This is a genomic window from Hymenobacter segetis, assembly GCF_038448715.1.
Lineage (GTDB): Bacteria > Bacteroidota > Bacteroidia > Cytophagales > Hymenobacteraceae > Hymenobacter > Hymenobacter segetis.
Genome location: NZ_JBCEVZ010000033.1, coordinates 12,838 through 38,509, shown reverse-complemented (window position 1 = coordinate 38,509; position 25,672 = coordinate 12,838). Strand labels below are relative to the sequence as shown.

Annotated in this window: 25 protein-coding genes; 10 read left to right on the top strand and 15 right to left on the bottom strand. The window is 60.5% G+C overall.

The window, feature by feature from the left end:
* Positions 1–85: 85 nt before the first annotated feature.
* The 8 genes from AAFH49_RS13800 to AAFH49_RS13765 all read right to left on the bottom strand — a co-directional run bounded on the left by AAFH49_RS13800 (position 86) and on the right by AAFH49_RS13765 (position 10,368).
* The gene (locus AAFH49_RS13800; RefSeq protein WP_342299007.1) at positions 86–2,089 is read right to left on the bottom strand and encodes a tetratricopeptide repeat-containing sensor histidine kinase; all 2,004 of its coding nucleotides are present in this window, start codon (positions 2,087–2,089) and stop codon (positions 86–88) included.
* A gap of 258 nt (positions 2,090–2,347) precedes the next feature.
* The gene (gene gltX, locus AAFH49_RS13795; RefSeq protein WP_342299005.1) at positions 2,348–3,898 is read right to left on the bottom strand and encodes a glutamate--tRNA ligase; all 1,551 of its coding nucleotides are present in this window, start codon (positions 3,896–3,898) and stop codon (positions 2,348–2,350) included.
* 104 nt (positions 3,899–4,002) lie between these two features.
* Positions 4,003–5,298, bottom strand: a complete 1,296-nt coding sequence (locus AAFH49_RS13790; protein WP_342299004.1) for an erythromycin esterase family protein — start codon at positions 5,296–5,298, stop codon at positions 4,003–4,005.
* 112 nt (positions 5,299–5,410) lie between these two features.
* Positions 5,411–5,602: a hypothetical protein gene (locus AAFH49_RS13785; RefSeq protein WP_342299003.1), complete on the bottom strand. Its 192-nt coding sequence runs from the start codon at positions 5,600–5,602 to the stop codon at positions 5,411–5,413.
* Positions 5,603–5,660: 58 nt separating this feature from the next.
* On the bottom strand, positions 5,661–6,044 hold the full coding sequence (locus AAFH49_RS13780; protein ID WP_342299001.1) for a RidA family protein: 384 nt from the start codon (positions 6,042–6,044) through the stop codon (positions 5,661–5,663).
* A gap of 131 nt (positions 6,045–6,175) precedes the next feature.
* On the bottom strand, positions 6,176–8,011 hold the full coding sequence (glmS, locus tag AAFH49_RS13775; protein WP_342298999.1) for a glutamine--fructose-6-phosphate transaminase (isomerizing): 1,836 nt from the start codon (positions 8,009–8,011) through the stop codon (positions 6,176–6,178).
* A gap of 67 nt (positions 8,012–8,078) precedes the next feature.
* Positions 8,079–9,572 (bottom strand): DUF4270 family protein, encoded by a 1,494-nt coding sequence (locus AAFH49_RS13770; protein WP_342298997.1) that lies wholly within the window; start codon positions 9,570–9,572, stop codon positions 8,079–8,081.
* Complete coding sequence (locus AAFH49_RS13765; RefSeq protein ID WP_342298995.1) at positions 9,556–10,368, bottom strand: glycogen/starch synthase; 813 nt, start codon at positions 10,366–10,368, stop codon at positions 9,556–9,558. The genes AAFH49_RS13770 and AAFH49_RS13765 overlap by 17 nt, the downstream gene beginning before the upstream one ends.
* A gap of 119 nt (positions 10,369–10,487) precedes the next feature.
* Here AAFH49_RS13765 and panC point away from each other — a divergent pair, with 119 nt between their 5' ends.
* The 6 genes from panC (at position 10,488) to AAFH49_RS13735 (ending at position 15,222) form a co-directional block, all read left to right on the top strand.
* Positions 10,488–11,336, top strand: coding sequence for a pantoate--beta-alanine ligase (panC, locus tag AAFH49_RS13760; protein WP_342298994.1), 849 nt, complete (start codon positions 10,488–10,490; stop codon positions 11,334–11,336).
* Positions 11,337–11,446: 110 nt separating this feature from the next.
* Positions 11,447–11,794: an aspartate 1-decarboxylase gene (panD, locus tag AAFH49_RS13755; protein WP_198069639.1), complete on the top strand. Its 348-nt coding sequence runs from the start codon at positions 11,447–11,449 to the stop codon at positions 11,792–11,794.
* Positions 11,795–11,893: 99 nt separating this feature from the next.
* The gene (locus AAFH49_RS13750; protein WP_342298993.1) at positions 11,894–12,943 is read left to right on the top strand and encodes a lysylphosphatidylglycerol synthase transmembrane domain-containing protein; all 1,050 of its coding nucleotides are present in this window, start codon (positions 11,894–11,896) and stop codon (positions 12,941–12,943) included.
* A gap of 100 nt (positions 12,944–13,043) precedes the next feature.
* Positions 13,044–13,523, top strand: coding sequence for a D-glycero-beta-D-manno-heptose 1-phosphate adenylyltransferase (gene rfaE2 / locus AAFH49_RS13745; RefSeq protein ID WP_342298991.1), 480 nt, complete (start codon positions 13,044–13,046; stop codon positions 13,521–13,523).
* Positions 13,524–13,666: 143 nt separating this feature from the next.
* Complete coding sequence (locus AAFH49_RS13740) at positions 13,667–14,344, top strand: zinc metallopeptidase (protein WP_342298990.1); 678 nt, start codon at positions 13,667–13,669, stop codon at positions 14,342–14,344.
* Positions 14,345–14,607: 263 nt separating this feature from the next.
* Positions 14,608–15,222, top strand: a complete 615-nt coding sequence (locus AAFH49_RS13735; protein WP_342298989.1) for a LuxR C-terminal-related transcriptional regulator — start codon at positions 14,608–14,610, stop codon at positions 15,220–15,222.
* A 108-nt stretch (positions 15,223–15,330) separates the two neighbouring features.
* Here the strand turns inward: AAFH49_RS13735 and ettA are convergent, their stop codons facing one another.
* Complete coding sequence (gene ettA, locus AAFH49_RS13730; protein ID WP_342298987.1) at positions 15,331–16,995, bottom strand: energy-dependent translational throttle protein EttA; 1,665 nt, start codon at positions 16,993–16,995, stop codon at positions 15,331–15,333.
* Between the two features lie 283 nt (positions 16,996–17,278).
* Here ettA and AAFH49_RS13725 point away from each other — a divergent pair, with 283 nt between their 5' ends.
* From AAFH49_RS13725 to AAFH49_RS13715, 3 genes are all read left to right on the top strand, one after another.
* Complete coding sequence (locus AAFH49_RS13725; protein ID WP_342298986.1) at positions 17,279–18,598, top strand: DUF349 domain-containing protein; 1,320 nt, start codon at positions 17,279–17,281, stop codon at positions 18,596–18,598.
* A 99-nt stretch (positions 18,599–18,697) separates the two neighbouring features.
* Positions 18,698–18,919 carry a DUF2795 domain-containing protein gene (locus AAFH49_RS13720; protein ID WP_035561220.1) on the top strand — a complete coding sequence of 74 codons (222 nt, stop codon included), beginning with the start codon at positions 18,698–18,700 and terminating at the stop codon, positions 18,917–18,919.
* Positions 18,920–19,053: 134 nt separating this feature from the next.
* Complete coding sequence (locus AAFH49_RS13715; protein WP_342298981.1) at positions 19,054–19,734, top strand: ABC transporter ATP-binding protein; 681 nt, start codon at positions 19,054–19,056, stop codon at positions 19,732–19,734.
* Positions 19,735–19,738: 4 nt separating this feature from the next.
* Here the strand turns inward: AAFH49_RS13715 and AAFH49_RS13710 are convergent, their stop codons facing one another.
* The 3 genes from AAFH49_RS13710 to AAFH49_RS13700 form a co-directional block, all read right to left on the bottom strand.
* Positions 19,739–20,929 (bottom strand): lycopene cyclase family protein, encoded by a 1,191-nt coding sequence (locus tag AAFH49_RS13710; RefSeq protein WP_342298980.1) that lies wholly within the window; start codon positions 20,927–20,929, stop codon positions 19,739–19,741.
* A 99-nt stretch (positions 20,930–21,028) separates the two neighbouring features.
* Entirely contained in the window at positions 21,029–21,772 is a 744-nt protein-coding gene (locus AAFH49_RS13705) for an LOG family protein (RefSeq protein ID WP_342299031.1), read from the bottom strand.
* A gap of 380 nt (positions 21,773–22,152) precedes the next feature.
* Positions 22,153–23,382, bottom strand: a complete 1,230-nt coding sequence (locus AAFH49_RS13700; RefSeq protein WP_342298978.1) for a Glu/Leu/Phe/Val dehydrogenase dimerization domain-containing protein — start codon at positions 23,380–23,382, stop codon at positions 22,153–22,155.
* A gap of 245 nt (positions 23,383–23,627) precedes the next feature.
* Here AAFH49_RS13700 and AAFH49_RS13695 point away from each other — a divergent pair, with 245 nt between their 5' ends.
* Positions 23,628–23,948 (top strand): ArsR/SmtB family transcription factor, encoded by a 321-nt coding sequence (locus AAFH49_RS13695; RefSeq protein WP_168671712.1) that lies wholly within the window; start codon positions 23,628–23,630, stop codon positions 23,946–23,948.
* Positions 23,949–23,959: 11 nt separating this feature from the next.
* On the opposite strand, the gene coaE is transcribed toward AAFH49_RS13695, so the two are convergent.
* From coaE to yajC, 3 genes are read right to left on the bottom strand one after another with little or no spacing between them, the layout of a single operon-like run.
* Positions 23,960–24,613, bottom strand: a complete 654-nt coding sequence (gene coaE, locus AAFH49_RS13690; RefSeq protein ID WP_342298976.1) for a dephospho-CoA kinase — start codon at positions 24,611–24,613, stop codon at positions 23,960–23,962.
* A 34-nt stretch (positions 24,614–24,647) separates the two neighbouring features.
* Positions 24,648–25,334, bottom strand: a complete 687-nt coding sequence (locus AAFH49_RS13685) for a YbbR-like domain-containing protein (protein ID WP_342298974.1) — start codon at positions 25,332–25,334, stop codon at positions 24,648–24,650.
* A 3-nt stretch (positions 25,335–25,337) separates the two neighbouring features.
* A complete protein-coding gene (gene yajC, locus AAFH49_RS13680; protein ID WP_342298972.1) occupies positions 25,338–25,670 on the bottom strand; it encodes a preprotein translocase subunit YajC in 333 nt (110 codons plus the stop codon).
* Positions 25,671–25,672: the final 2 nt, after the last annotated feature.

The following is a 25,672-nucleotide window of genomic DNA, read 5'->3' as shown; positions in this document are numbered from 1 at the left end:
CGGCGTATTTGCAAGCAGCGGTATCGCATGTTGATGCGATGCCCGGTGGTGGCGCGGCCCTTTCAAGGCCGGGCCGGAATGTCGCTTATGCGCTCTTTTTCAGCCCAAAAGCCCGGCGCGGACTGGCCAGCGGCACGGCCACCTGCACCCGGAAGCCCCCGCCAGTTACGGAGCCGGCGGTGGCCGCTCCGCCCATGGCTTCGGCCCGTGTGGCCATGTTGCGCAGGCCGTGGCCCGAGCGCCGGCCGGTGCCATCCTGGGTCGGGGCGGGACTGGGGGCGTTGTCTTGCACTTCCAACACCAGCTGGGGCAGGCTGCTGGCCACGTAGCGCAGGCGCACGGCCACGGCGGTGGCACCGGCAGCGTGCTTCAGCACATTATGCAGGCTCTCTTTATAGATGAGGTACAGATTGCGGCGCAGCAGCACCGACAGCCGTTGGTCGGGGAGGTCAGCGGGGAAGTCAAATGTTACAGTCAGGCCCGCCAGGCCCAGCACCTCGTAGGCGTAGTCGCGCATGCGGTCCAGCAAGTCGGGCAGGTGGTCGTTGTGGGCATCGAGGCTCCACACCACATCGTTGAGCTGGCGCACGGCCGAGCGGCTGGCTTCGGTGATTTCGCCCAGCTGCTGGCGCTGGCCGGCCGCATCGGCCAGGCCTTCCTGAAGCAGACTACTCTGCAAGGAAATCTGGCTCAGCAGGGTGCCCACGTCATCGTGCAGGTCGGCGGCCAGGGTATTGCGCAGGGCCGTTTCGCGGCGGCGCTGGTGCTGGCGGTAGCGCCACAGCAGGGCGGTGCCACCCATGGTGGCCAGTAGCAGCAGCACCAGCAGGCCGGCGGCCAAGCGCTGCTGCCGCAGGCGGGCCAGCTCCTCCTGCTGGCCCAGCAGCTGCAGCTCGGCGCGGTGCTGGGCGGCCGCGTGGTTGAAACGCAGGGCAGCGGTGCGGCGGCTCACATCGGCCCCGTGCAGGCTGTCGTTGTAGGTGTCGAAGCGGCGCTGGTCCTGGTAGGCGGCGGCCCAGTTGCCCTGGGCGGCGTGGGCCTGGGCCAGCACCTCATAGGCCGAGTGCAGGCCTTCGAGGGATCGGGCCTGAGCACTGGCCTGGCGGCCGCGGGTGGCGTAGGCCAGGGCGCTGTCGGGGCGGCCCTGGTGCAGCCAGGTGCGGCCCAGCAGCGCCAGCAGCTGCGGCACCAGCAGCACGTCCTGGGCTTCGGCGGCCTCGTGCAGGGCGGTGCGGGCCAGAGGCAGGGCGGTGGCATGGTCGCCCAGGCGCTCCGTCACATCGGCCAGGTGGAAGCGCATGGTGCGCACCGTGGCCTGGTCGGCCACGGCAATGCGGTGGCTCACGGCAATGCTCAGGCCGTAGAAGCGACGGGCTTCGGCCCAGTTGCCCTGGGCGCGATTGAGCTCACCCAACTCCGCCATAATCAGGTTGATGCGGTCGGGGTAGTCGTAGTGGCGGGCAATAGCCAAAGCCTCCTGCAAGTACTGCCGGGCCGAACCAAACTCGCCCAGCCGGGTGTAGAGGCTGGCCGCGTGGATTTTCAGGCTGGTATGGAAGCGCCGCTCATTGCCCGTCGAGCTGATGGCCATGCCGCGCAGGCAGTAATCAAGCGCCTCGGCCAGGCGGCCCTGCTGGTCGGCAATGCGGGCCAGCCGGCCCAGGCCCCGCATCTGCCCGCCCAGGTCGTGCAGACGGGTGAATTCGCGACGGGACTCCTGCAGCGGCAGACAGGCCGAGTCGTATTGGGCCAGGGCAATGTGATAGTCGGCCAGGTTCAGCAGGGCTTCGGCCAGGAAATCGCGGTAGCCCACGCGGCGTGCCAGCCCAACGGCCTCCCGGCGAAAGGGACCGGCCTCGCCGGCATCCACTTCCATCAGCTCATCGCCCAGGTCACACAATAGTTCCACTCTCACCGTATCGCCCTGCGAATGGCTGCGTAACAGGTTCTTCAGGCTGTCGATGCGTTGGAATGCTGCCGACGTTTGAGCTGCTGCCTGCCGGGGCAGCCCAGCGCCCACGCCCAGCAGCCCGCAGATAACGGCAACCGAAGTGCGGAAAGCCAGCAGGTAACGCCCGTATACAGCCACGGAATGAACAAATAAGGACTTCCGGGTGCCAGCCGTCGGATTAAGTAGACGTTTAGGGAATATTGCCAGGTTGGTAGTTGAAAACAAATACCTGCCAAAGTTATGCGAAAGCAGCCAATGGCTATAGCTGGATGAAACGATAACTCGGGTGCTTTCTCTATTATCTTCAATGGGATGCAAGCTCCTACGCTTCAGTAAAAAAAAGCCCGGCCGCCTGATATCAGGCAGCCGGGCTATAAGCCGCAGTCGAAACCGAATTTATGCCGCTACGGGAATGGTAGCCACGGCCGTGCGCAGGCGCTCGGCCACTTCGGGCACACCCAGAATCACGAGCGTCTCGAACAAATCGGGGCCGGCGGCGGCTCCGGTCACCGCCACGCGCAGGGCTTGCAGCACCTGGCCGGGCTTGAGGCCCTGGGCCGCCATCGTGTCGTTGAAGAGGGTTTTCAGGCCTTCGGCCGAAATTTCGGGGGCCGTGGGCAAGGCCTCAGCGTAGGCCGTGAGGGCGGCGGCCACGGGGCCGTTCCACTTCTTGCTCACCACGGTTTCGTCGTAAGTATCCGGGGCCTGGAAGAAGTATTTGGCCTCCTGCCAGAAGTCGTTCGGGAAGCTCACCCGCTCCTTCATCACGCCCACAATCTGCTCGGCTTTCTCCTGCGAGCACACAATGGCGTGCTCGTGCAGGGCCGTGAGCAGATAGGGGGCCAGCTCGGCGTTGGTTTTGGCGCGCAGGTAGTGCTCGTTGAACCACTTCACCTTGTTCTGGTCGAACTTGGCCGGCGACTTGCTCACGCGCTCAATCGAGAAGGCCTGAATCAGCTCATCCATCGAGAAAATCTCCTGCTGCGTGCCGGGGTTCCAGCCCAGGAAGGCTAGGAAATTCACCAGGGCTTCGGGCAGGTAGCCGTCTTCGCGGTAGCCGCGGCTGATGGTGGCTTCGCCGGTTTCGGCATCGGTGCCGTGCCATTCCAGCGGGAAAACAGGGAAGCCGAGGCGGTCGCCGTCGCGCTTGCTCAGCTTGCCGGTGCCGTCGGGCTTCAGCAGCAGGGGCAGGTGGGCAAACTGCGGCATCGTCTTCTCCCAGCCCAAATAGCGGTATAATAGCACGTGCAGCGGCGCGCTCGGCAGCCACTCCTCGCCCCGGATTACGTGCGAGATTTCCATCAGATGGTCATCCACGATGTTGGCCAAATGGTAGGTCGGCATGCCGTCCGACTTCATCAGCACCTTGTCATCAACCGCCGAAGAATGCACCACCACCCAGCCACGAATCAAATCCTGGAAGCGGATTTCCTCCTTGCGGGGCACTTTCAGGCGAATCACATACTGCGCACCGCCGTCGAGCAGGGCCTTCACCTCGTCCTCGGGCAGGGTGAGGGAGTTGCGCATCTGGGCGCGGGTGATGGAGTTGTACTGCGGGTTGGGCACCTTCGCGGCCTGTAGGCGGGCGCGCATGGCGTCCAGCTCCTCGGGCGTGTCGAAGGCGTAGTAGGCGTGGCCGTCGGCGATGAGCTGGTCGGCGTACTGCTTGTACATGGGCTTGCGCTCGCTCTGCTTGTAGGGGCCGTGGGGGCCGCCCACGCCCTGGCCTTCGTCAATCACGATGCCGCACCAGGCCAGCGCTTCCAGAATGTACTCCTCGGCACCGGGCACGAAGCGGTTTTGGTCCGTATCCTCGATGCGGAGTAGCATTTTGCCGCCCAGCTTGCGGGCCAGCAGGTAGTTATACAGGGCGGTGCGAACGCCGCCAATGTGCAGCGGCCCGGTGGGCGAAGGTGCGAAACGCACCCGGACTTCTCTCTCGGTCATAACAGAAAAAAAGCGCGCCCCGGGGTTCGGAACGCGCTGCAAAGGTAAGACGGTTGGCCGGTCGGCACGAAGCTCAAAATTCAGCGCTTAGGGAGCTTCGCTACTCACTCGCCCCAGGGGTAAAGGTCGGGCGGCCCGTTTTCTTCGGCGTGAATTGCCAGCGGGTGCAGGGGTTTGGTGTGGTCCAGGAACGCAAAGGCGTCGTAGCGGTCGGGAATAAGTGAGGGCACGTAATTGCCAAAATGTTCGAACTGCGGCCGGTACACCACCCCGATGGCCCGGTGCCCCACGGCCCGCGCCAGCCGCGCATCCCCCCGTATTTCCGAAGAAAAAAGCAGGGCATTTTCACCGCCCAGTTGCGCGTGCAGCATGGCCTCCCAGGAATCACGCGGGGCGGCGGGCACGGGCATTTTCTCAAGTGGCGCGCCCCATTCCTTGCCCGCCACCACGCCGCCCTGGTACGAGCCAAAGCCCAAGCTGAACACCTGCGCGCGGCCCAACTGCTCCCGCGCCAGCTGCCCGATATTTACCATGTCTTCGCGCCGCATGTCGGTATAGCGGGCGTCACCTACGTGCGTATTGTGCGCCCAGATGATGGCCTTGCTGTGCGGCCCGTGCAGGCCCAGCAGACGGTTGAGGGTTTCCATCATGTGCTCGTCGCGCACGTTCCACGAGGCCCCGCCGCCGCGTAGCATGGCCTTGTAGTAGCGCTCGGCGTTCACGGCCACCAGGGCATTTTGCTCGGCCGCGAAGGCTTGCTCGCGCTCCGGCAGGGTGGCGTAGGTGCGGGTGGCGGCCTGCCGGCGCAGGGCGCGGAGCACGGCCGCTACCTCATCCTGGCAGTCTTCTGAAATGAAGGCCACGGCGCGGGCATATTCCTGCGGGTCGTGGCCGTAGGGCTCGAAGCAGCGGAAAGCCTGGCGGGCGGCGGTTATCGCGCCGTCGCCCTGCTGCTCGGCGTACTGGAGCACCGCCTGCAACGACTCCCAAAGACTGTACACGTCGAGGCCGTAAAAGCCCACGCGCCCCGCGGCGGGCCGGCGTTGGTTCTGGTGGTGCAGCCATTCTACCAAAGCCGCGATTTCCCAGTTGCCCCACATCCAGGTGGGCCAGCGGTTGAAGGTGCCCAGCAGACGGGCGGCCGTGCCGTAGGTGTTCGTGTCCTGCTTAATGGCCGCGTTCACCTCGAAGCAGTCGGGCCAGTCGCCCTCCACGGCAATGAAGTCGAAGCCTTTTTCCGCAATCAGCCGCTTGCTCAGGGCCGTGCGCCAGGTGTAGTATTCGTGGGTGCCGTGCGAGGCTTCGCCCAGCAGCACCACACGGGCATCGCCAATAGCAGCCAGCACGGGTGCCAGGTCGGCCGCCGTGCGGAGTGGGTGGGTAGGGAAGGGGGTTGCCATGGCTGGCAGGGATAGGCGCGGGCAGCGTTGCCTGGTCGTATTATTCTGCCTACGTGGTTAGCCTGCTGTGAGTTAACGACGAGCTTGCCGGTGGTGCCCTTCAATTGCCATCCTATCCCCGGTTCTTAAAACCCAGCCAGAGCACCAGTCCCAGCAGCGTGATGCCGCCCCGAATACCCCACGCCACGGCGGTGCCCCACTGGTCAATCCACGTCAGAAAAACGTAGTGAATGTTGGGGTTAATAAATGGCAGCGCCAGTGAAATAAGCCCAATAATGAGCAGGCCGAGTCCAAGTTCTTTCATGCGATGTGGGCGTTAGGCTGAAATAATTTTCCAACCCAACGCCCACATTGCCGGGATATTATGCGCCTACGGCGATGCAGGAAATTTCCACTTCCACATCGCGCGGCAGCCGGCTTACTTCCACCGTCTCCCGGGCCGGGGCCGTCGCATCGTCGAAATAAGAGCCATACACCTGATTGATGGTGGCGAAATTGCCGAGGTCTTTCACGAAGATGCTGCACTTCACCACATCGGTCAGGGCGAGGCCGGCAGCGGCCAGCACAGTGGTCAGGTTCTTCAGCACCTGGTGGGTCTGAGCAGCCACGTCGCCGGCCACCAATTGCCCGCCCGCATCCAGCGGAATCTGGCCCGAAACGTACACGGTATTGCCCGCCTTCACAGCTTGTGAGTAGGGGCCGATGGGGGCCGGAGCCTGGTCGGTGAGAATAATCTGGTGGGACATATGGTGGGTTGGTGGATTTTTGGGTTGGTGAATTAATGGATTATGGAGCGCAAATAACGCGAAAAGCCGCCCCTGTTTCCAGAAGCGGCTTCTCTTGGGCAAGCTTTAAAAACTCACCAATTCATAATCCACTACTCCACCGTCACCGATTTCGCCAGGTTGCGGGGCTGGTCAACGTTGCAACCGCGCAGCACGGCAATGTGGTAGGAGAGCAGCTGCAACGGAACTACCGATACCAGCGGCATCAGTACTTCCGACGTATGAGGCACTTCAATCACGTATTCGGCCATGGCCGGAATCACGGTGTCGCCCTCGCTCACGATGGCGATGATGCGGCCCTTGCGGGCTTTCACTTCCTGAATGTTGCTCACCACCTTCTCGTACGAGCTGTCGCGGGTGGCAATCACCACCATCGGCATGTTCTCGTCAATCAGGGCGATGGGGCCGTGCTTCATCTCGGCGGCAGGGTAACCCTCGGCGTGGATGTAGCTGATTTCCTTGAGCTTCAAGGCACCTTCCAGCGCTACGGGGAAGTTGTAGCCCCGGCCCAGGTACAGGAAGTTGGTGGCATCCTTAAACTCCTCGGCAATCTCCTGAATCTGGGCATCCAGCTCCAGGGCCTTGGTCACTTTGGCCGGAATCGTCTCCAACTCCACCATCAACTCGCGTAGCTTGGTATCGGTGATGGTACCGCGCTTCTGACCCATAATCATGGCCAGCAGGGTGAGCACCGTTACCTGAGCCGTGAAGGCTTTTGTAGAAGCCACCCCGATTTCAGGTCCGGCGTGGGTATAAGCACCAGCGTCGGTAGCGCGGGCAATGCTGCTGCCCACCACGTTGCATACACCGAAGATGGTAGCACCCTTGCTCTTGGCCAGCTCGATGGCTGCCAAAGTATCGGCCGTCTCACCACTCTGCGAAATCGCAATTACGATGTCACGCTCGGTGATAATCGGGTTGCGGTAGCGGAATTCCGAAGCGTACTCTACTTCTACCGGAATGCGGGCCAGGTCCTCAATCAGGTACTCGGCCACTAGGCCGGCGTGCCAGCTGGTGCCGCAGGCCACGATGATGATGCGCTGGGCATTGATAAACTTCTGCTCGTAGGCTCGGATGCCGCCCATGTTCAGGTGGCCGGCTTCCAGCTCCAAGCGGCCGCGCATGGAGTCGAGGATGGAACGGGGCTGCTCGAAAATCTCCTTCAGCATGAAGTGCGGGTAACCGCCCTTTTCAATGGAGTCCAGCTCCATCTCCAGCTTCTGGATGTAGGGCGTCTGGCTCACGTCCTCGCGGCTGCGGATTTCCAGCTGGCCGTCGCGGATAACTACGATTTCGTAGTCGTTCACATACACCACTTCGTTGGTGTACTCGATGATGGGCGTGGCATCGGAGGCGATGAAAAACTCACCTTCGCCAATACCAATCACCATCGGCGAGCCTTTGCGGGCGGCGATGAGTTGGTTGGGCGCATCCTTACTGAGCACCACAATGGCGTAGGCACCAATTACTTCGTGCAGGGCCAGGCGCACCGCTTCTTCGAGGGAGCAGCTGTTCTGCTTCTGAATTTCCTCAATCAGGTTCACGAAAACTTCCGTGTCCGTATCGGAATGAAAAACGTGGCCCTGCAATTCCAGGTGCGTTTTCAGCGCCGCGTAGTTTTCAATGATGCCGTTGTGAATAATGGCAATGCGCTCCGACGTGGAGTAGTGCGGGTGGGCGTTTACGTCGTTGGGCTCGCCGTGGGTGGCCCAGCGGGTGTGGCCCATGCCTACGTTGGCGTGCGTGTCTTTGTCGCTCAGGAAGTTTTCCAGCTCCGCGACTTTGCCCTTTTTCTTATAAACGCTCAATTCACCGTTGAGCAGCGCCACGCCCGCCGAGTCGTACCCGCGGTATTCGAGCCGATGCAGGCCTTTGAGAATGATAGGGCAGGCCTCACGATGGCCCAAATAAGCAACAATGCCGCACATGGCAAACGGGTTTAAAGTTATTAGAAATCAGAAAGTAAAAGGGCTATTGGTAGGCCCTCGCCCGGCACTAGCGCTGGGAGTAGTATACGCGCAAAGTTATTTTTGCGGCATCAATAGCTGCCCGGTCAAGGCTCAGGGTATTAGTGCCAAGGTTGCCGTAGGAGCGGAGGTTGGGCACCAGCACCAGGGCATCGGGGGTGGTATCGAGTTTGTTGGTCAGGTAGGCTTGCAGGTAGGTGGTAACGGGAATGCTGTAATACGGCTGAGTGGAGGTTCCATCAACCAGCAAGCTGTAGGCGGGGTTGCCGGCTCCTGTCTGGGTTGCACCGTCGGCCTGCACTACCCGGTCCACGGTCGTATAGTTCACTATTCGTTGCAACACTTGGTTCGCGGTGTTCACTTCCAAGGCGAAGAGCCGCGCAGGGTTGGTAAATAGGGCGTTGGAAAAAGGCTTTACCGGCACGCGCAACTCGGCGCGGTTCACGGTCAGGCCGGGCTTGGCGGCCAGGGCGGCCAGGCCCGTAAGCGTAATGCGCGTGCCCAGCCCCGTGCCTTCCTGCGCGTAGCTGGTATTGTTCAGGTCGCCCGAAGCCACGAAGCCGGGGCGGGTAGCCAGGGCTTGCAGCGCAGGCGGCAAGATGTTGGTAATCTGCGTGTAGTAACGAGGGTCGTTGGCCGTGGCCGTGCCGCCGCTGCCATATATCGAGCCGAAATATATCGGGTAGTAGTGCGACAGCACATTACTGGTAGCTCCCACGGAGTGGAAATAGACCACAATGCGCGGAATGTTGGATTGGCCAAAGCTCACAATATTGCCCGTGTGGCTGGCGCTGGGAACTATGGCCAGCCCTTTCAGCAAGGCATTAAGCTGGTCCTGCGAAAAGGTGGACGACTGCTGGAGCTTCTGAAAAAGCGCGGTGAAAAACGGCGACGCTACCGCGGGATTGCCGGCCGTGGCCGTGGTGCGCTGCAATATCAGGCGCACGCTTGGGTCGGGCACAATGGTCGTTACCGCCGGAATGGCGGCTGTGGTAGCGGTAGCTGGCACGGCCGCGGTCACGGTTTGCACCTGCGTGCGGTCGAGGCGGCTGGTCAGGTTCTGGCCCAGCAGCGGCCCTAGCGGGGTGGTAGTGCCGGCATCGTACACCTGCCGGTCGTCGAGCGCCGCAGGAAGCTGGTAAAGGTCGTACGCCACCGGGGTGGTGCTGCCATTCACCTTGTCGAAACCCAGCACCATTATTACCGAGTCAAGCACCGGGGCATTGAATTTCGATGGCAGTGAGTCGTTTACGCCCCCGTTCACCAAGTTGAAATACGCCCGGGCTTCGGTCACGCCCGCCACGTTGTCGTTGAGGCGGCCGATAAGGAAGTGGTCCGTTTTGAGGCTTTGCACCGGCGCCAGGCGTACGGTGCCGCTCGTCACGGGCAGGTCCAGGTATTGGGTGCTGATGCCGGTGGTGTCGGGCAGGTCCACGTTGAGGGCGGTGCCCGTGTCGCAGCCCGTCAGGGCCAGGGCGGCAAATGCCACCAAAGGGGCACAGCGGCTAGTTAGCCAATTCATTGTAGAGCGCTAGGTAAGAAGAGTGCAGGTTTTCGTCGGTAGCCACCTGGCTGAGCTTGTTGTGCAGGGCGTATTCGTGGAACATGCCGTTCATGTTTTCCGAAAAATCCTCGTCGGAACGCACCACGGTGTCGGCATACTCCATGCCCATTTTGATAAAGCCGCTGAAATCAGCGGTTTTCAACGAGGCCATCATGGCATCGTCGATGTCGAGCATCTTGGCTTTCTCGAGGATGTTGCCCTCAAATTTGTCCATGAACTCGTTGCTGTAAATCGAGAATACCGACTTGGCATCCTTGAACACCGGGTCTTTCTTGTAGGTGGTTTTCAGGTACAACGGAATCAGACCGGTCATCCAGTCGGAGCAGTGCACGATGTTGGGCGACCAGCCCAGCTTCTTCACCGTCTCGAGCACCCCTTTGCAAAAAAAGATGGCGCGCTCGTCGTTGTCGGCGTAGAATTTATCGTTTTTATCGACCAAAGCCGACTTGCGGTGGAAATAATCTTCGTTATCGATAAAATAAACCTGCAACTTTGCCGTCGGAATCGAGGCGACTTTGATGACCAGCGGTTTTTCGTCGTCGCCGACTGCGATGTTGATGCCCGAGAGGCGCACTACTTCGTGCAAACGGTTCTTGCGCTCGTTGATAATGCCAAAACGTGGCACGAAAATCCGGATTTCGCAGCCCATCTCCTGCATGCTGGCGGGCAGGCGGCGCAGCATTTCGGCCACCTTGGTGGTCTGGAGAAAGGGGTCAATTTCGGTGGCCGCGTATAGGATTCGTAGCTTCGACATAAAGGAATTATTGAAGAGAATGGAACAAGGCCATGCTATGGGTGCACAAAATTAAACAATTTTGAGCGGAAATTCAACATAAGCTACTTTGGGGGCCGTTCCAATTGCCTTCCTCTCCTATGCAGATACTAACTACCGCCGCCGGGTTGCAAGCCTACACCGAACAGGCGCGCCAGGCCGGCAAACGGGTGGGCCTAGTGCCCACGATGGGAGCCTTGCACGCCGGCCACATTCAGCTGGTGCAGGCTGCCCGCGCCGATTGCAATGAGGTGATAGCCACCATCTTTGTTAATCCCACGCAGTTCAACAATGCCGATGATTTCCGGCTCTACCCCCGGGTGCCGGAGGCCGATGCGGCCCTGCTGGAACCGGCCGGCTGCACGGCCTTATTCGTGCCTTCGGTAGAGGAAATGTACCCCCGGCCCACGGTGCTGCGGTTCGATTTCGGGGCTTTGGAACAAGTGATGGAAGGGGCGCACCGGCCGGGCCATTTCAACGGCGTGGCCACGGTGGTGAGCAAATTGTTCCATCTGGCCCGCCCGCACCGGGCGTATTTCGGGCAGAAGGACTGGCAGCAGGTGGCCGTGGTGCGCCAGCTGGTGGCCGACTTGTCGTTCGACCTGGAGATAGTGGCTTGCCCCACCATTCGGGAAGCCGACGGGCTGGCCATGTCCTCGCGCAACCGCCGGCTCGATGCGCCGGCGCGGGCCGTGGCCCCGCTGCTCTATCAGGTGCTGAGCGCCGCCGCCGCCCAGGTGCGGCAGGGCGTGCGGCCGGCCCAGGTGCAGGCCGATGCCCTGGCTACGCTGGCCCAGGAGCCAAGCATCACCTCTGAATACGTGGAAATAGCCGATGCCCAAACCCTGCAGCCGCTGGCCGAATATGCGCCCGGCCGGGCCGTGGTGCTGTGCCTGGCCGCTCACCTGGGCGGCGTGCGGTTGATTGACAACGTGGTGGTGGACGGCTAGGCCCGGCCAAAGCGGGGCAGGGGAGGAGGTTATCTTTGTGACCCCAACCAAAGCGGGGCAGGGGAGGAGGTTATCTTTGTGGCCCCAACCAAAGCCTGCGGGCCAATGCTATGCACATTGAAGTAATGAAGTCCAAAATCCACCATGCAACGGTCACGCAGGCCGAATTGCACTACGTGGGCAGCGTGACAATTGACGAAGACCTGCTGGATGCCGCCAATTTCGTGGAAAACGAAAAGGTGACCGTAGTGAACGTGAACAACGGCGAGCGTTTCGAAACATACACCATTCGCGGGGAGCGGGGCTCGGGCACCATCTGCCTGAACGGCCCGGCGGCGCGCAAAGTGGCGGTGGGCGACGTGGTTATCATCTTTTCCTACGCGCTGGTCGATTTTGCCGAAGCCCGGCAGCACAAGCCTACGGTTATTTTCCCCAACGAGCATAACCGACTGGCTTAAACCAATGATTGAATGGGCGAATGAGTGAATGAGCGAATGACTCTCGCGGCCATTCCTCCTTCACTCCTTCGCCCATTTACTCATTCACTCATTGTATTGATGAAACACCTGTTGACGATTGTTAAATACGTGCTGCTGCTGAGCATTTCGGTGGCGCTGATGTGGTACGCGGTGCGCGGGCAGGACCTGTCGCGCATTGGGCACTACATTGCCACGGCCAATTATTTCTGGCTCACGCTCACGCTCACGCTGTCGGCGCTGGGCTATTTCAGCCGCGCCTACCGTTGGCAGATGCAACTCGACGCTTCCCAAACGCCGGCCCCGTACTGGGCCGTGTACCACGCCATGATGGTGGGCTATCTGGCCAACCTGGTGCTGCCGCGCATGGGCGAAGTCATCCGCTGCTCGGTGCTGCGGCGCACGAGCGGCGTGCCCGTGCAGGTGGCGTTGGGCACGGTGGTGACCGAGCGCGTGATTGATGTGCTGGTGCTATTAGGCTTGGTAGTGAGCCTGTTGCTGCTTGATTTTAATACCTTCTGGAACTTCGTGACCGTGCAGGTGCTGGGCGGGCGCTACGAGGCGCTGGCCCGCAACCGCACGCCCCTGCTCATTGCGGCCGTCATTGCGGGCGTGCTACTGCTGGCGGCGGGCTATGCCCTGTTTCGCAACCTGGAGCGGCTGCGGCAGAATGCGTTTTTCAACAAGGGTATCCTATTTGTGAAGGGCCTACTGGCAGGCGTGTTCAGCGTGCTGAAGCTGGAGAAAAAAGGCGTGTTTCTGCTGCACACGCTGTTCACCTGGGCCGTGTATTACCTCATGGATTACCTGGCCTTCTTCTGCTTTCCTGAAACCTATAACCTCGACATGAAGGCCGGTTTGGCCGTGCTCACCTTCGGTGCCTTTGGCATGGCCGCGCCGGTGGCGGGCGGCATCGGGCCATTTCACGTGATGGTGCAGGGCATTTTGCTGGTGTACGGCGTGAGCAAGGAGGCCGGCATTGCCTACGCGCTGGTGGTACACGGGGCCCAAACGCTGCTGGTGGTGCTCATGGGTGGCATCAGCTTCGTGGCCGTAGCGGCGGCCGACAAGCGCAGCCTGCTCACCGAAGCTGAAGCCCTGGCCGAGGAACCGCTTACCACTGAGTTATGAGTTAAGGGTTAAGAGTTGCCCGTTTGAATGAATGGCCGAGCCTTTGTTCAAGCAGGCAATGTCCTTTAACTCTTAACTTATAACTCTTAACTCCCATCCCATGTGGACGAAAGATAAAATCCTGACCCGCGAGCAACTGCCGGCCACCTTGGCCGACTGGCGCGCGCAAGGCCGCAAGGTGGTGTTCACCAACGGCTGCTTCGATTTGCTGCACCTCGGCCACGTCGACTATCTGGAGCAGGCCCGGCACCTGGGCGATGCGCTGGTGGTGGGCCTGAATACCGATATTTCGGTGCGCTGCCTCAAGCCCGGCCGGCCCATTCAGGACGAGGAGGCGCGGGCCCGCATTCTGGCCGCGCTGGCGTTTGTGGATGCCGTGGTGCTCTTTGGCGAGCCCACGCCCCTGTCCCTCATCGAGCTGGTGCAGCCGGATATTCTGGTGAAGGGCGACGATTATGCCATCGAGCGCATTGTGGGCCACGAGCTGGTGCTGGCCCGGGGCGGGCAGGTGCTCACGGTGCCGCTGGTGGCGGGCTACAGCACCTCGCGCATCGTGGAGCACATTATTGCCACGCAGTAGCCACTTTGGCAGGGCCGAAAGACTGCATCTTTTTTGCAGAGCAGGTGTTTTGATAGCAGTGCCGGGTAGCGGCCGAAGCGTGGGCCAGTAGGTCCATGCCTCGGCGTCCGGCTGCGAATATCCCTTCATCTCACTTTCTTCCCATGTCTTCTTCCTATTTGCTCATCATCGTGCTGATGGCGGCCAGCTGGGCCATTCAATGGCGGCTGCGCAGCAAGTTCAAACAGTACGCCCAAGTAGGCCTGAGCTCGGGCCTGAGCGGGGCCGAAATCGCCACCAAAATGCTGGCCGACCATGGCATCTACGACGTGCGCATCATCAGCACCGCCGGCCAGCTCACCGACCACTATAACCCCACCGACAAAACCGTAAATCTGAGCGAAGGCGTGTACGCCGAGCGCAGTGCGGCGGCGGCGGCCATCGCGGCCCACGAGTGCGGCCACGCCGTGCAGCACGCCACAGCGTATTCCATGCTGCAATTCCGGTCGGCGCTGGTGCCCACGCTCAGCGCCGTGTCGCGCTTCATGCCCTGGATTTTGATGGCGGGCATTCTGATGCTGCGTACCAGCATCATTCCGTTGGGCGTGGGCATTGGCCTGTTTGCCCTCACCACGCTGTTTTCGTTCATCACGCTCCCGGTTGAGTTTGATGCCTCGCGCCGGGCCCTGGCCTGGATGGACCGGCGCGGCGTGGTGACCGTGCAGGAACACGCCATGGCCAAAGACGCGCTGTGGTGGGCGGCCATGACCTACGTGGTAGCGGCCCTGGCCTCGCTGGCCACCCTGCTTTATTACGTGGGCATTTTCCTGCGCCGCCGGTAAGCCGCCGCATCGTTTTTCACCAAAAAGAGCCGTCCTTCTGCTTGCAGAGGGGCGGCTCTTTTTTATGGCCGGCCGCCGAGGACGGGAAAAAAGTGGCCTAAAAGCCTGGTTTTTCAGGATTCAATTATTTAGATAATGAGTAGTATTGTTTATCGAAGCTAAAATACTACTTTGGCAGCCCCTTCCGCCTGTTGCCTGCGCCAATGCTTTGCCTCCGAAAGCTTACTGGTCAGCGGGTTCACCGCGTTGTGTCTGCCCGTGTCATGATTTCTTCTACCCCCACAGCCTTGGTGGCCGCCGCCCCAACGCTGCTCCGGCAAGGACTGGTAGCTACTCTGAAGGAGCAGTGGCCCCAGCTCCAGCTCACCCTCACCGCCGATGCCACGCAAGTCGTGGAACTGGTCGACCATGCCGCCTTCTGCCTGCTGGTGCTGGATGAGCAGCTGGCCGGCCGCCACCTGCCCGAGCTGCTGAACCGGCTGCACCACGCCAGGCCCAGCCTACGTCTGGTGGTGCTCACGGACCACCAGGTGTCCGTTTCCCCGCCGGCCGCCCTCGGCAAGCTCCTGCAGCTATCGCGCCATGTGCTGCCCCACGCCCTGGTTGGGGCGCTGGCGCAGTGGCTCGATGCGCCGGGTTGCACCGCCGGGGCCAGCCGCTCGCTACGGGCCTGTACCGTGCCCGACCCCTTCAGCCGCCGCGAGCTGGAGGTGCTGCGCCTGGTGGTGGCCGACCATTGCAACGAGGAAATTGCCGACCAGCTTTGCCTGAGCGTGCGCACCGTGGAAAGCCACCGCCGCATGCTGCTCCAGAAAGCCGGCACCCGCACCCTGGTGGGCCTGGCCGCCCGCGCCGTGCGCGAGGGCTGGGTGGCGTGAATGGTGTGAATCGCGCCAAACCGTTTACCTAATTCTACTTAAAATAAAAAGCACGCGGTGCTGGAGTCATCCGGCACCGCGTGCTTTTTAATAGTGAATCGATTTTAACTACCCCAGCTTCTTATACCGCACGCGCTTCGGCTCCACGTCGCCCAGGCGCTTGCGCTTGGCCTCTTCGTAGTCCGAGAAGTTGCCCTCGAACCACACCACTTCCGAGTCGCCCTCAAAGGCCAGAATGTGCGTGGCCAGCCGGTCCAGGAACCACCGGTCGTGGCTGATGATGACGGCGCAGCCGGCAAAGTTCTCCAGCGCGTCTTCCAGCGCCCGGATGGCGTTTACGTCCAAGTCGTTGGTCGGCTCATCGAGCAGCAATAAGTTAGCTCCCTGCTTCAGCGTCATGGCCAGGTGGACGCGGTTTTTCTCACCGCCCGAGAGCGTACCTACCTTCTTCTCCTGGTCGCCGCCGCCGAAATTGAACTTGCTTACATAAGCGCGGGAGTTCACCGGCCGGCCGGCCAGCAGCATGGTTTCGGTCCCGCCCGTGATGGTGTCGAACACCGATTTGCTGCCGTCCAGCGTGTCGTGCTGCTGGTCGATGTAGGCCGTGAGCACCGTTGGGCCCACTTCAAACGTGCCCGCGTCGGGCTTTAGCTGGTTGGTGATGAGGCGGAACAGCGTGGTCTTGCCTGCGCCGTTCGGCCCGATGATGCCCACGATACCACCCTGCGGCAGCGAGAAGCTCAGGTTCTCAAACAGCAGCTTATCTCCAAACGACTTCGTGATGCCCTCGGCCTCAATCACCTGTGCGCCCAAGCGCGGGCCGTCGGGGATGAATAATTCCAGCTTCTGCTCCTTGTCTTTCGCTTCCTCGCTGGCCAGCTTATCATAATTGGCCAGGCGGGCTTTGCCTTTCGATTGCCGGGCTTTGGGCGACATCCGCACCCAGTCCAGCTCGCGCTGGAGGGTCTTCATGCGCTTGCTTTCGGTATTTTCCTCCTTGGCCATGCGGTCGGTTTTCTGCTCCAGCCACGAGGAATAGTTGCCTTTCCACGGAATGCCCGAGCCGCGGTCCAACTCCAGAATCCAGCCCGCCACGTTATCCAGGAAGTACCGGTCGTGGGTCACGGCGATGACCGTGCCTTTATACTGCTGCAAGTGCTGCTCCAGCCACAGCACGCTCTCAGCGTCGAGGTGGTTGGTGGGTTCGTCCAGCAGCAGTACATCCGGCTCTTGCAGCAGTAGGCGGCACAGGGCCACGCGGCGCTTTTCGCCACCTGAGAGGTTACCAATAATGGCCTCCTGCGGCGGGGTGCGCAGGGCATCCATCGCCCGCTCCAGCTTGGTGTCGAGGTTCCAAGCATCGAGTTGGTCGAGGCGCTCCTGCACCTTGCCCTGGCGGTCGAGCAGCTTATCGAAGTCGGCATCCTCGGCCCCGAAGGCTTCGTTGATTTCGTCGTATTCCTTCAGCAGGGCCACGGTTTCGGCCGCGCCTTCTTCCACCACCTCGCGCACGGTTTTGGTGGGGTCGAGGTGCGGTTCCTGCTCCAGGTAGCCCACCGAGTAGCCCGGCGAAAACACCACTTCGCCCTGAAACTGCTTATCAACGCCGGCAATGATTTTCAACAAACTCGACTTGCCCGAGCCGTTCAGACCCAGCACGCCGATTTTGGCCCCGTAGAAAAACGAGAGGTAGATGTTTTTAAGAACTTGCTTCTGCGGCGGGTAAATCTTACTCACGCCGGCCATGCTGAAGATGATGGTCTGGTCGCTCATGGGGTGGGGGTGGGGCTAATGAAAGAAATGCGACTACAAAGAACGACAGCCGCCGCTTGCAACCCATGCCCCGACCCCGGGTTCTGTGAGCGGGTTGGTCCGGCCCTGGTCGTTGAATGTGCCGGTTTGGCCGGGGTTTAACGAAAGCTACATCTATTCATCACGTTTTTACCGTAAACTTGTACTCCCTTCCCGGTACGCATTTCAGCTGCAGCCCCTACGTTCTTTTTTGCCTTTCCCCTCCCCAATACCCCACCTTCCTACCCACGAGCTTACTATCTATATGGAACCAACCGACCACTTGTTGGCCGAAGCCAAGCGCTACGGCTACGTGGAAGCCGATGGTGTATGGCTGCGCCCCGTGCTGGGCCAGCCCGCTCGCCAGATTGGCCTAGTCAAAGATTCGGACGATGCCGCCCTGCGGTACTTCAGCCAACGTTTTGAAACCCTGCGTGCCAAAGTCGATTCGCTGCTCGAAAAAATGGCGGCTAGCGAGAACAAAGGCTCCTTCCTGATGAAGGCCCTGCACCTCAAAGAGCAGCTCCTGAGCTACGACGGCCTCGGCGATTTCGCCAGCCTGCACCGCCGCCTCACCGAGGCCGAGGATGCCATTGCCGTGACCGTAGTCCGCAACCGCGAAAAAAACCTGGCCACCAAAATCAGCTTCATTCACGAAGCCGAAGCCCTCAGCGAAAGCGTGGAGTGGATTTCGGCCAGCGAAAAGGTGAAAGACCTGCGCCAGGGCTGGCTCAAAACCGGCCCCGTCGACAAAGCCATGACCGACGAGTTGGAGCACCGCTTCCAGACCGCCATTCAGGTGTTTTTCGACCGCCGCAAGGCCTTTCAGTCCGATAAAAAGGCCATGACTAACCGGGTGCAAACCCGCTACCGTGACCTCATTCAGCAGGCCGAAGCCCTTAAAAACTCCGACCAGTTCGAAACCACCTCGCGCCAGCTCAAATTGCTGCAACAAGCCTGGCGAGATGTCAACGGCAACCTGCCCAAGAAGCAGGCCTCCGAGCTCTGGACGCGCTTCCGCGCCGCTAACAACCACTTTTTCGAGCGCCTCAAGGTGCATATTGCCGCGCAGCAGGCCGCGGGTGCGCCCGGTGCCCCCGCCACCCCCGAGGTGCTGCTGGCCCGCAAACGCTCCCTGGCCGAGCGCGCCGAAGCCCTGATGGCCATTCCGCCCCAGGAAGCCATCCATCAGGCCAAATCCCTGCAAGCCGAATGGAAGCAGGTGGGCACCGTGCGCGGCGAGGAGTCGGACCGCATCTGGCAGCGCTTTATGGTGGCCTGCGACAAGATTTTTGAGCTCAGCGCCCTCGAATACCACCTGCGTAAGCGTGCCGAAGGCACTCCCATGCCCACGGCCCCAGCCGAACGCGCCCGCTTCCGGGCCAGCACTTTGCGCGAGCTCCTCAAGGACGACCACGAGGAACTGAACACGCTCCGCGCCAACCTCGACAACCTCAGCCCTAGTGCCGCCAACGATGCTTTTCGGCAGATGCTGCAAACCAAAATCCGGTCGTTTGAGCGCAAGATTCGCACGAAAAACGACCTGATTGCCTTGTTCAGCCAGCAGGCGCAAACTGCCGGCTAACCTTGGCTAATATTTTGCGTTGTCGGTTGAAACGCCCCTCTCGTTTGTATCTTGACGGGAAACTGTTACCTTCGCCCACCCTTTTTTATTCGCTTCACTATGTATTGGACACTCGAACTGGCTTCCTACCTGGAAGATGCTCCCTGGCCCGCCACCAAAGACGAACTGATTGACTTTTCTATCCGCTCGGGTGCGCCCATGGAGGTAGTAGAGAACCTGCAAGCCTTGGAGGACGACGGCCAGCCCTACGAAAACATCGAAGAAGTATGGCCCGACTACCCGACCAAGGAGGACTTCATGTTCAACGAGGACGAGTACTAAGCTTTAATTATGAGTTTTGAATTATGAATGATGAGTTGGCTGGTGATTCATCTCCTGAACTCATAACTCATAACTCTCAGCTCATAACTCCCGCGCTTAGCGCGGAAAATCTGGTTGCGGGCTACCCCGGTAGGGTGTTGGTCCGCAACCTTTTTTTGTGCCTGCCCGCGCCGGCTTTTGTGGCCGTGGTGGGGCACAACGGCAGTGGTAAAACCACGCTTTTTCGGGTGCTCACGGGGCAACTGCCCTATGAGGGGAGCATCCAATTGCTCGGCCACGAAGTGCGCGACCTGCGCCGGTCCGCCACGGCCGGCCTTCTGGGCTACCTGCCGCAACGCGGTAGCCTCGACTTCGCCATTGCCGTGCGCGAGCTGGTGGTGATGGGCCGCTACCGCCACCACGGCCTGCTCAGCGCCTACGCCCCAGCCGATTATGTCCTGGCCGATGCCGCGCTGGCCCGCGTGGGCATGGCCCACCTAGCCGCCCGTGATTTCACGCAATTGTCTGGTGGCGAACAGCAATTGGTGTGGCTGGCGCAGCTCAGCCTACAAGATGCCCAGGTGTATTTGCTCGATGAGCCCACCCAGCAGCTCGATGTGTATTACCGCCGCCAAGTATTCAGCTTGGTGCACGATTGGGCTACCCAGCAGGGTAAAACCGTGCTGTGCAGCACCCACGACCTCGACAACCTTCCGGCACTCACTGGCTATCTGCTGAATCTTTCGGAGCCGGAGCCGCAGCTGCGCCCCATATCCGAGGCTACGGTGCGTGAGGCCCGGGCATGGCTGGAACAAGCCCCACGGCCGGTAGAATAAGGAATCAACGCCGGCCTGGCCGGCCGCGTAGTACCTGCCCGATGGACCGCATAAAAGGTCCCGCCGATACTGAATTCATCACCCGCAGGTTATCGGCCCAGGAAGTCTTCTCATCCAAAAACCGGAAAATGCGCTCCACCGGGTTGCGCTCAAATAGCTGCCGGAAGATGTCGCGCGTGGTTTCGCCCCGTCGCTGCATGATGTCAAGCAGCAGCGTATCGAACAACCGGAATTGCCATTTATCGCCCGTCGCATCGACGGGCGGGTGGCCGGTTTCGGCCAGCGCCGCCACCAGCCGCGCCGAGTGCTGCTGAATGCGCTTGAAGGCGTAGCCGGTGCTGGGCTTGGCCCGGCCGCCCCGCGTGCCCAGGTTGATGATGTGCGCGCCATTGCGGGCCGGCAGCGGATGGTCCGTCATCGGAATCGCGCCTACTTCTTCGGCCACAATGCGGTAGGTTTTCAAACCCAGCGTGTTGCTCAGGTATTCCCGAATAGCTGCTTCGTATTCCGCCTTTGGTAAAACGATTTCTGAGAATAGCGTGTACTCAACCAATGCTTTACGTGGTTCGAAAGGTAACACGTATATGAACCGCGCCTCGTGCTGCTGCTCGCCGCGAAAATCCATGAACTCCACCGTGGTTGGGTCGAAAACATCGGCATCGGTTTCAATTTCCCACCCCACGAAATGCTGCAATAGGTAGCGGTGCTTCTCTGGCTGCTTCAGCTTCGCCAGGTCTGGCGGGCGGCTATCGAAGCCGTAGCGGGCAGTGTAAGTCCCCCCGGCAGCAGTTGTTGCGCGCACGCCCATCGGCGTGTTCTCTAATTGCTCAACATTGCTACTTACCCGCGTGAATTGCGGATTATCGGCCAGTGCTTGTTGCACGAAGCGGTAGTAATCCAGTCCGTTGATGGTTTTGTAGCGGTAATGCCCCAGGTCAATCACGCGCTCGAAGCCGGGGCTGCGAAAGGCGATTTTGCCCCACTCGTGCGCCACAATGCTATTGAATATTCCCGGCTCATCGGCCCAGAACGACCAAGTCCGGTCGTTCTGCGTTTTGGCTTCGGGCTCGATAATCAACACTCGCTTATCAGCCAGCCGAGGCTCTTGGGCAATGTGATATGCCAGACTCAACCCCGCCGCGCCGCCGCCCACAATGAGGTAGTCGTACTCAATCAGCGAATTGGCGTTGGACATTGAATAAGGAATATCAAACGCAAAAATGGCACAGCGTTCAACAAAAAAGCCGAACCATACGGCCCGGCTTTCTCGGTATTTGAATAACGACCAAATGGCCTAGAAGTTCGGCGACAGCAGGTACTTGTGGTAGAAATCGTCGATGATTTTCACAGCTTCGCTGGCGTCGTCCACAATCTGCACCAGGTTCATGTCTTCGGCCGAGATGTTGTGCTCCTCGTGCAGCATCACGTCCTCAATCCACTTAAACAGGCCGTTCCAGTAGGCCGAGCCCACCAGCACGATGGGGAAGCGGCTGATTTTCTTGGTCTGAATCAACGTCATGGCCTCAAACAGCTCATCGAGGGTGCCGAAGCCGCCGGGCATGCCCACGAAGGCCTGCGCGTACTTCACGAACATCACCTTCCGCACGAAGAAGTAGTCGAAGTTGATGCACTTGTCCTGGTCGATGTAGATGTTGTGGGTTTGCTCGAAGGGCAGCTCAATGTTGAGGCCCACCGACTTACCGCCCTCGGCACGGGCACCTTTGTTACCGGCTTCCATGATGCCAGGGCCGCCGCCCGTGATAACGCCGTAGCCGTGGCGCACCAGCTTGGCCGCAATTTCCTCGGCCATCTGATAGTAAGGATTGTCGGGCTTGGTACGGGCCGAGCCGAAAATGCTCACGCAAGGGCCGATTTTGGACATCTTCTCGAAGCCCTCCACGAACTCGGCCATCACCTTGAAAATCTGCCAGCTATCGGCGATTTTGATTTCGTTCCAGTCCTTGTCCACGAAGGCTTTGCGCAGGCGCTGCTCGTCTTCAAGGGCCATGGTGGTCTGGCCGTTGGTGGTCTGGCGCATCTCCGTGATGGAGGTGAGCTTGTCGTCGTTGACGTTGGGCTGCTTAATGGTTTTGCCGCTACCGGCATTCAGCATGTCGTCGGAGACCTTAGTTTTGCTGGTCTTGGCTTTTTTCAGTGTAGACATATTATTCAATTGGGAATTCCTTCAAAAACAAAATCGCCCCAAATGTGGGGCGACCAAAAGTAGGGCGTCAAAGTTATCGAATTGTTGCCAAATAAAAATGCTGCCGGTTGAAAGGAATTTTGTCTGTAATTCTGAACGCAGTGAAGGACCTTATCGCGCCCAAATCGTTTGCGGTAAACGAACTGCTGCAAACGCGATAAGGTCCTTCGCTACACTCAGGATGACAAACGTTGATTCTGTGCCGCTAATGAGCTCTATACCAGTTGCCGCAGCGCCATCTCGAATGAGCGCTGCGCGATGCCGGTGGGCTGCGCGTTCTCGGCGTGGGTGCGCTCCAGGGCCGCGCCGATGATGCGCGAGGTATCGGCGAAAATGGCCTGGTCGGTGATTTCAGCGCCGGTTTCCATCAGATAGGCAAACACGCGGGCCATGCCGCAGTTGGCGATGAAATCGGGGATGACGGCCGTGCGCTCATCGGCGAAAACGCCGGTGGGGCCGAAGAAAATCTCGGGGTCGGCAAATGGCACGTTGGCCCCGCAGCTGATGACCTTGAGGCCGCCCGCCACCAGTTGCTCCACCTGCGAGCGCGCCACGAGGCGCGAGGCGGCGGCCGGAATAAAAATGTCAGCCCCCATGGACCACACTTTCTCGTTCACTTCCTCGAAGGAAAGCAGGTTGTCGGCCGTCAGCGCGTTGCCCTGGCGGGCCAGTAGCAGCGCCCGGATTTCCTCCAGCCCGAAGCCTTCGGTGCTCAGCAGCCCACCGGCCCGGTCGATGATGCCCACGATGCGCACGCCCTGGCCAGCCAGGTAGTAGGCCGCCGCCGCGCCTACATTGCCCCAGCCCTGGATGATGGCGCGCTGCCCGGCCATCTCGGTGCCGGGCCAGAGGCGGTAGTAGTGGCGCACGGCCTCGGCCACGCCGTAGCCGGTGATGAGGTCGGCCACGGTGTATTTGCGGGCCAGGTTGGGCGAAAACGTGGCATCTTCCACCACTTTGATGACGCCCTGGCGCAACTGGCCGAGCTTCTGAATCTTCTGGGGCTCAGTGGCGTGGTAGTGGCCGTTCACCACGCCTTCCTGCGGGTGCCAGAGGCCGTATTCCTCGGTGATGGCGATGACTTCATGAATTTCATCCACGTTGAGGTCGCCGCCGGTGCCGTAATAATTTTTCAGCAGGGGAAATACGGCGCGGTACCAGCGCTCCAGCACGCCGCGCTTGCGGGGGTCCTGCGGGTCGAAGTTGATGCCCGACTTGGCCCCGCCAATGGCTGGCCCGGACACTGTGAACTTCACCTCCATGGTCTTGGCCAGGCTCTCTACTTCGCGCTTGTCGAGGCCTTTTCGCATGCGGGTACCACCGCCGGCGGCTCCGCCCCGTAAGGAGTTGATGACGACCCAGCCTTCGGCTTCGGTTTCGGCATCTTTCCATTCAAAGACGATTTCGGGGCGCTTATTTTCAAACTTGGTGAGCAGGTCGAGCATAGGACGAAATAGATGAGAAAAACTGCCGATAAGCAGAACTACAAAGGTAGGAGCATCCTTATTAAGCGGGCAGAATACAGAAATGGTATTTCTATAAGAAATGAAAATGAATAAATATTAAGGTATTTTAGGAATAACAAACCCCTTTAACGCTATTTTGCGTAATCGTTAGGAACTAGCTCAGCAGTACGGCTGTATTGCACTTATTCTACTCTTCCACTTTCCCCTCACTTTTTATTGACTTCATGAAACCATTACACTCGCGTGTAGAAGCGCAACAGTTGGACCGCGCTGCGGCTATGCTCAAGGTTCTCTCTCATCCCAAGCGTCTTGCCATTGTAGACTTGCTGGGAAAGACCAAGGGCAAAGACAGCCAAATGTCGGTAACTGACATCTACCAGGCTCTTGATTTACCCCAGGCCATCGCCTCGCAGCATCTCATTACCCTGAAAGACCGGGGCGTGTTGAAGTCCAGTAAAATCGGTACGAAGATTTATTACTCACTGGCGGTGCCCCAGCTCCTGAAAGTGATTGATACGTTGGAAGATTACTCGGGCCGCATTTAGGCTCTCCAGCATTAAAAAGAAAAAGGCTGCCCCGGAAGAGGCGGTCTTTCTTTGTTTACGGGGGTGGCTGGCGGGGCGCTGAAGGCCGCGTGCAGCGCCAGCACCTGCGGCAGCAGCGGCTGCACATCGTCGTTGGTCAGCACGTAGTCGGCCCGCGCCATTTTTTCTTCTTCGCTGAGCTGCTTGGCCATGATGGCCTGCACATCGGCGGCCGAGCGGTGCGGGTCGCGGCGCAGTACGCGGGCTACCCGCACCGCCAGCGGCGCAAACACGGTGATGATGCGGTCGAGCTGCTTGTAGGAGCCGGCTTCAAACAGCAAAGCGGCTTCTTTGAGCACGTAGGCGTGGCCGGCCTGCGCCTGTGCGTCGGCCCAGCGCTCGAAATCAGTGCCTACGTGCGGGTGCACCAAGCCATTGAGTTGGGCCAGCAACGCCGGGTTGTTGAACACGGTGCCAGCCAGCACGGGCCGGTTGAGGCGGCCGGCGGCATCGTAGGTGTCGGGGCCGAAGGCGGCGGTGAGTTGCTGGCGCAGTTCCGCGTCGTTTTCCATCACCCAGCGGGCGCGGGTGTCGGCATCGTAGATGGGCACGCCCAGCGCATGAAACAAGCGACTGACAATGCTTTTGCCCGAGCCGATTCCGCCGGTAATGCCGATGCGCAACATGGGTGAGGAATTGATTTAAAGGAAAAGAGGGGACTTAGCGCCGCGTCTGGCGCAGGCGCACCGTGGGCACGGAGGCCCGAATCCGGGCTGGGGTTTTCACATCGGCCTCTACTTCCTCGGCCTTGCCCCGCGCCGAGGGCTGCGGCGGCACAATGGGGTAGGGGCTGGGTAACTCATTCACGAGGCTGGCCGGCCCCCGAAACGTGACCATGGCGGGCGTAAAGCTGGCCTTGTAGTGTTTGGCCGAATCGGGCGGCAGCGCTAGCGGCAGCCGGCGGCTGGCGTAGCGGTCGAAGGTAAGACGCAGGGTATCGCCGGCCCATTCGGTTACCTGTACCCCTTCCAGCGCGTTTTGCAGGCCCCGGCGCCAGGCGGTGGCAGGCAGATAGCGGGTGCCGGGCAGCGGCACAGGGCGCAGGTCGGCGGGGTGAGTGCCCCAGCCCAGGTTGGCCCGCAGCAAGCGCCAGCCCTGGCCCGTGACCGTGACGGGCAGCGCTGTGGGCAAGGGCCGCATGGGCACGTAATGCACCGAGTCGTAGTGCCAGGCCAGCGGGAAATTGATGCGGGTGGTGTAGGTCTTGTTCAGGGCATTCATCTGCCAGAACAGGCCCGCCGCCAGCAGGCAGGCCGTAATGGCCCGGTAGAAGCTGGGCTCCTGGCCCGCGAAGGGCCGCACGAACCAGCGCAGCAGCCAGCTTGCCCGATTCAGCGGCCCGTCCATGACTTAAGCGCCGATAGTGTCGGCCCCGGTAGCGGTGTTGGCTTTGTTGCCCACTTCGCGGGCAATGGCCGAGCGGTCGAAGCGCAGCTTAGTGCCACGGTCTACCTCAACTACCACGGTGTCGTCGGTGAGTTCCACAATCAGGCCGTGCAGGCCGCCGATGGTGACAATGCGCGAACCCTTGGCCAGCGACTGGCGGAAGTTCTTGGCATCGGTGGCCCGCTTTTGCTGCGGCCGAATCATGAAGAAATAGAAGACGCCAGCGGCAATCAGCAGGAAAAGCGGCTGGGCATAGTCGGCGCCGCCGGCGGCTTGCAGCATAAGGTTCAGGAACATGG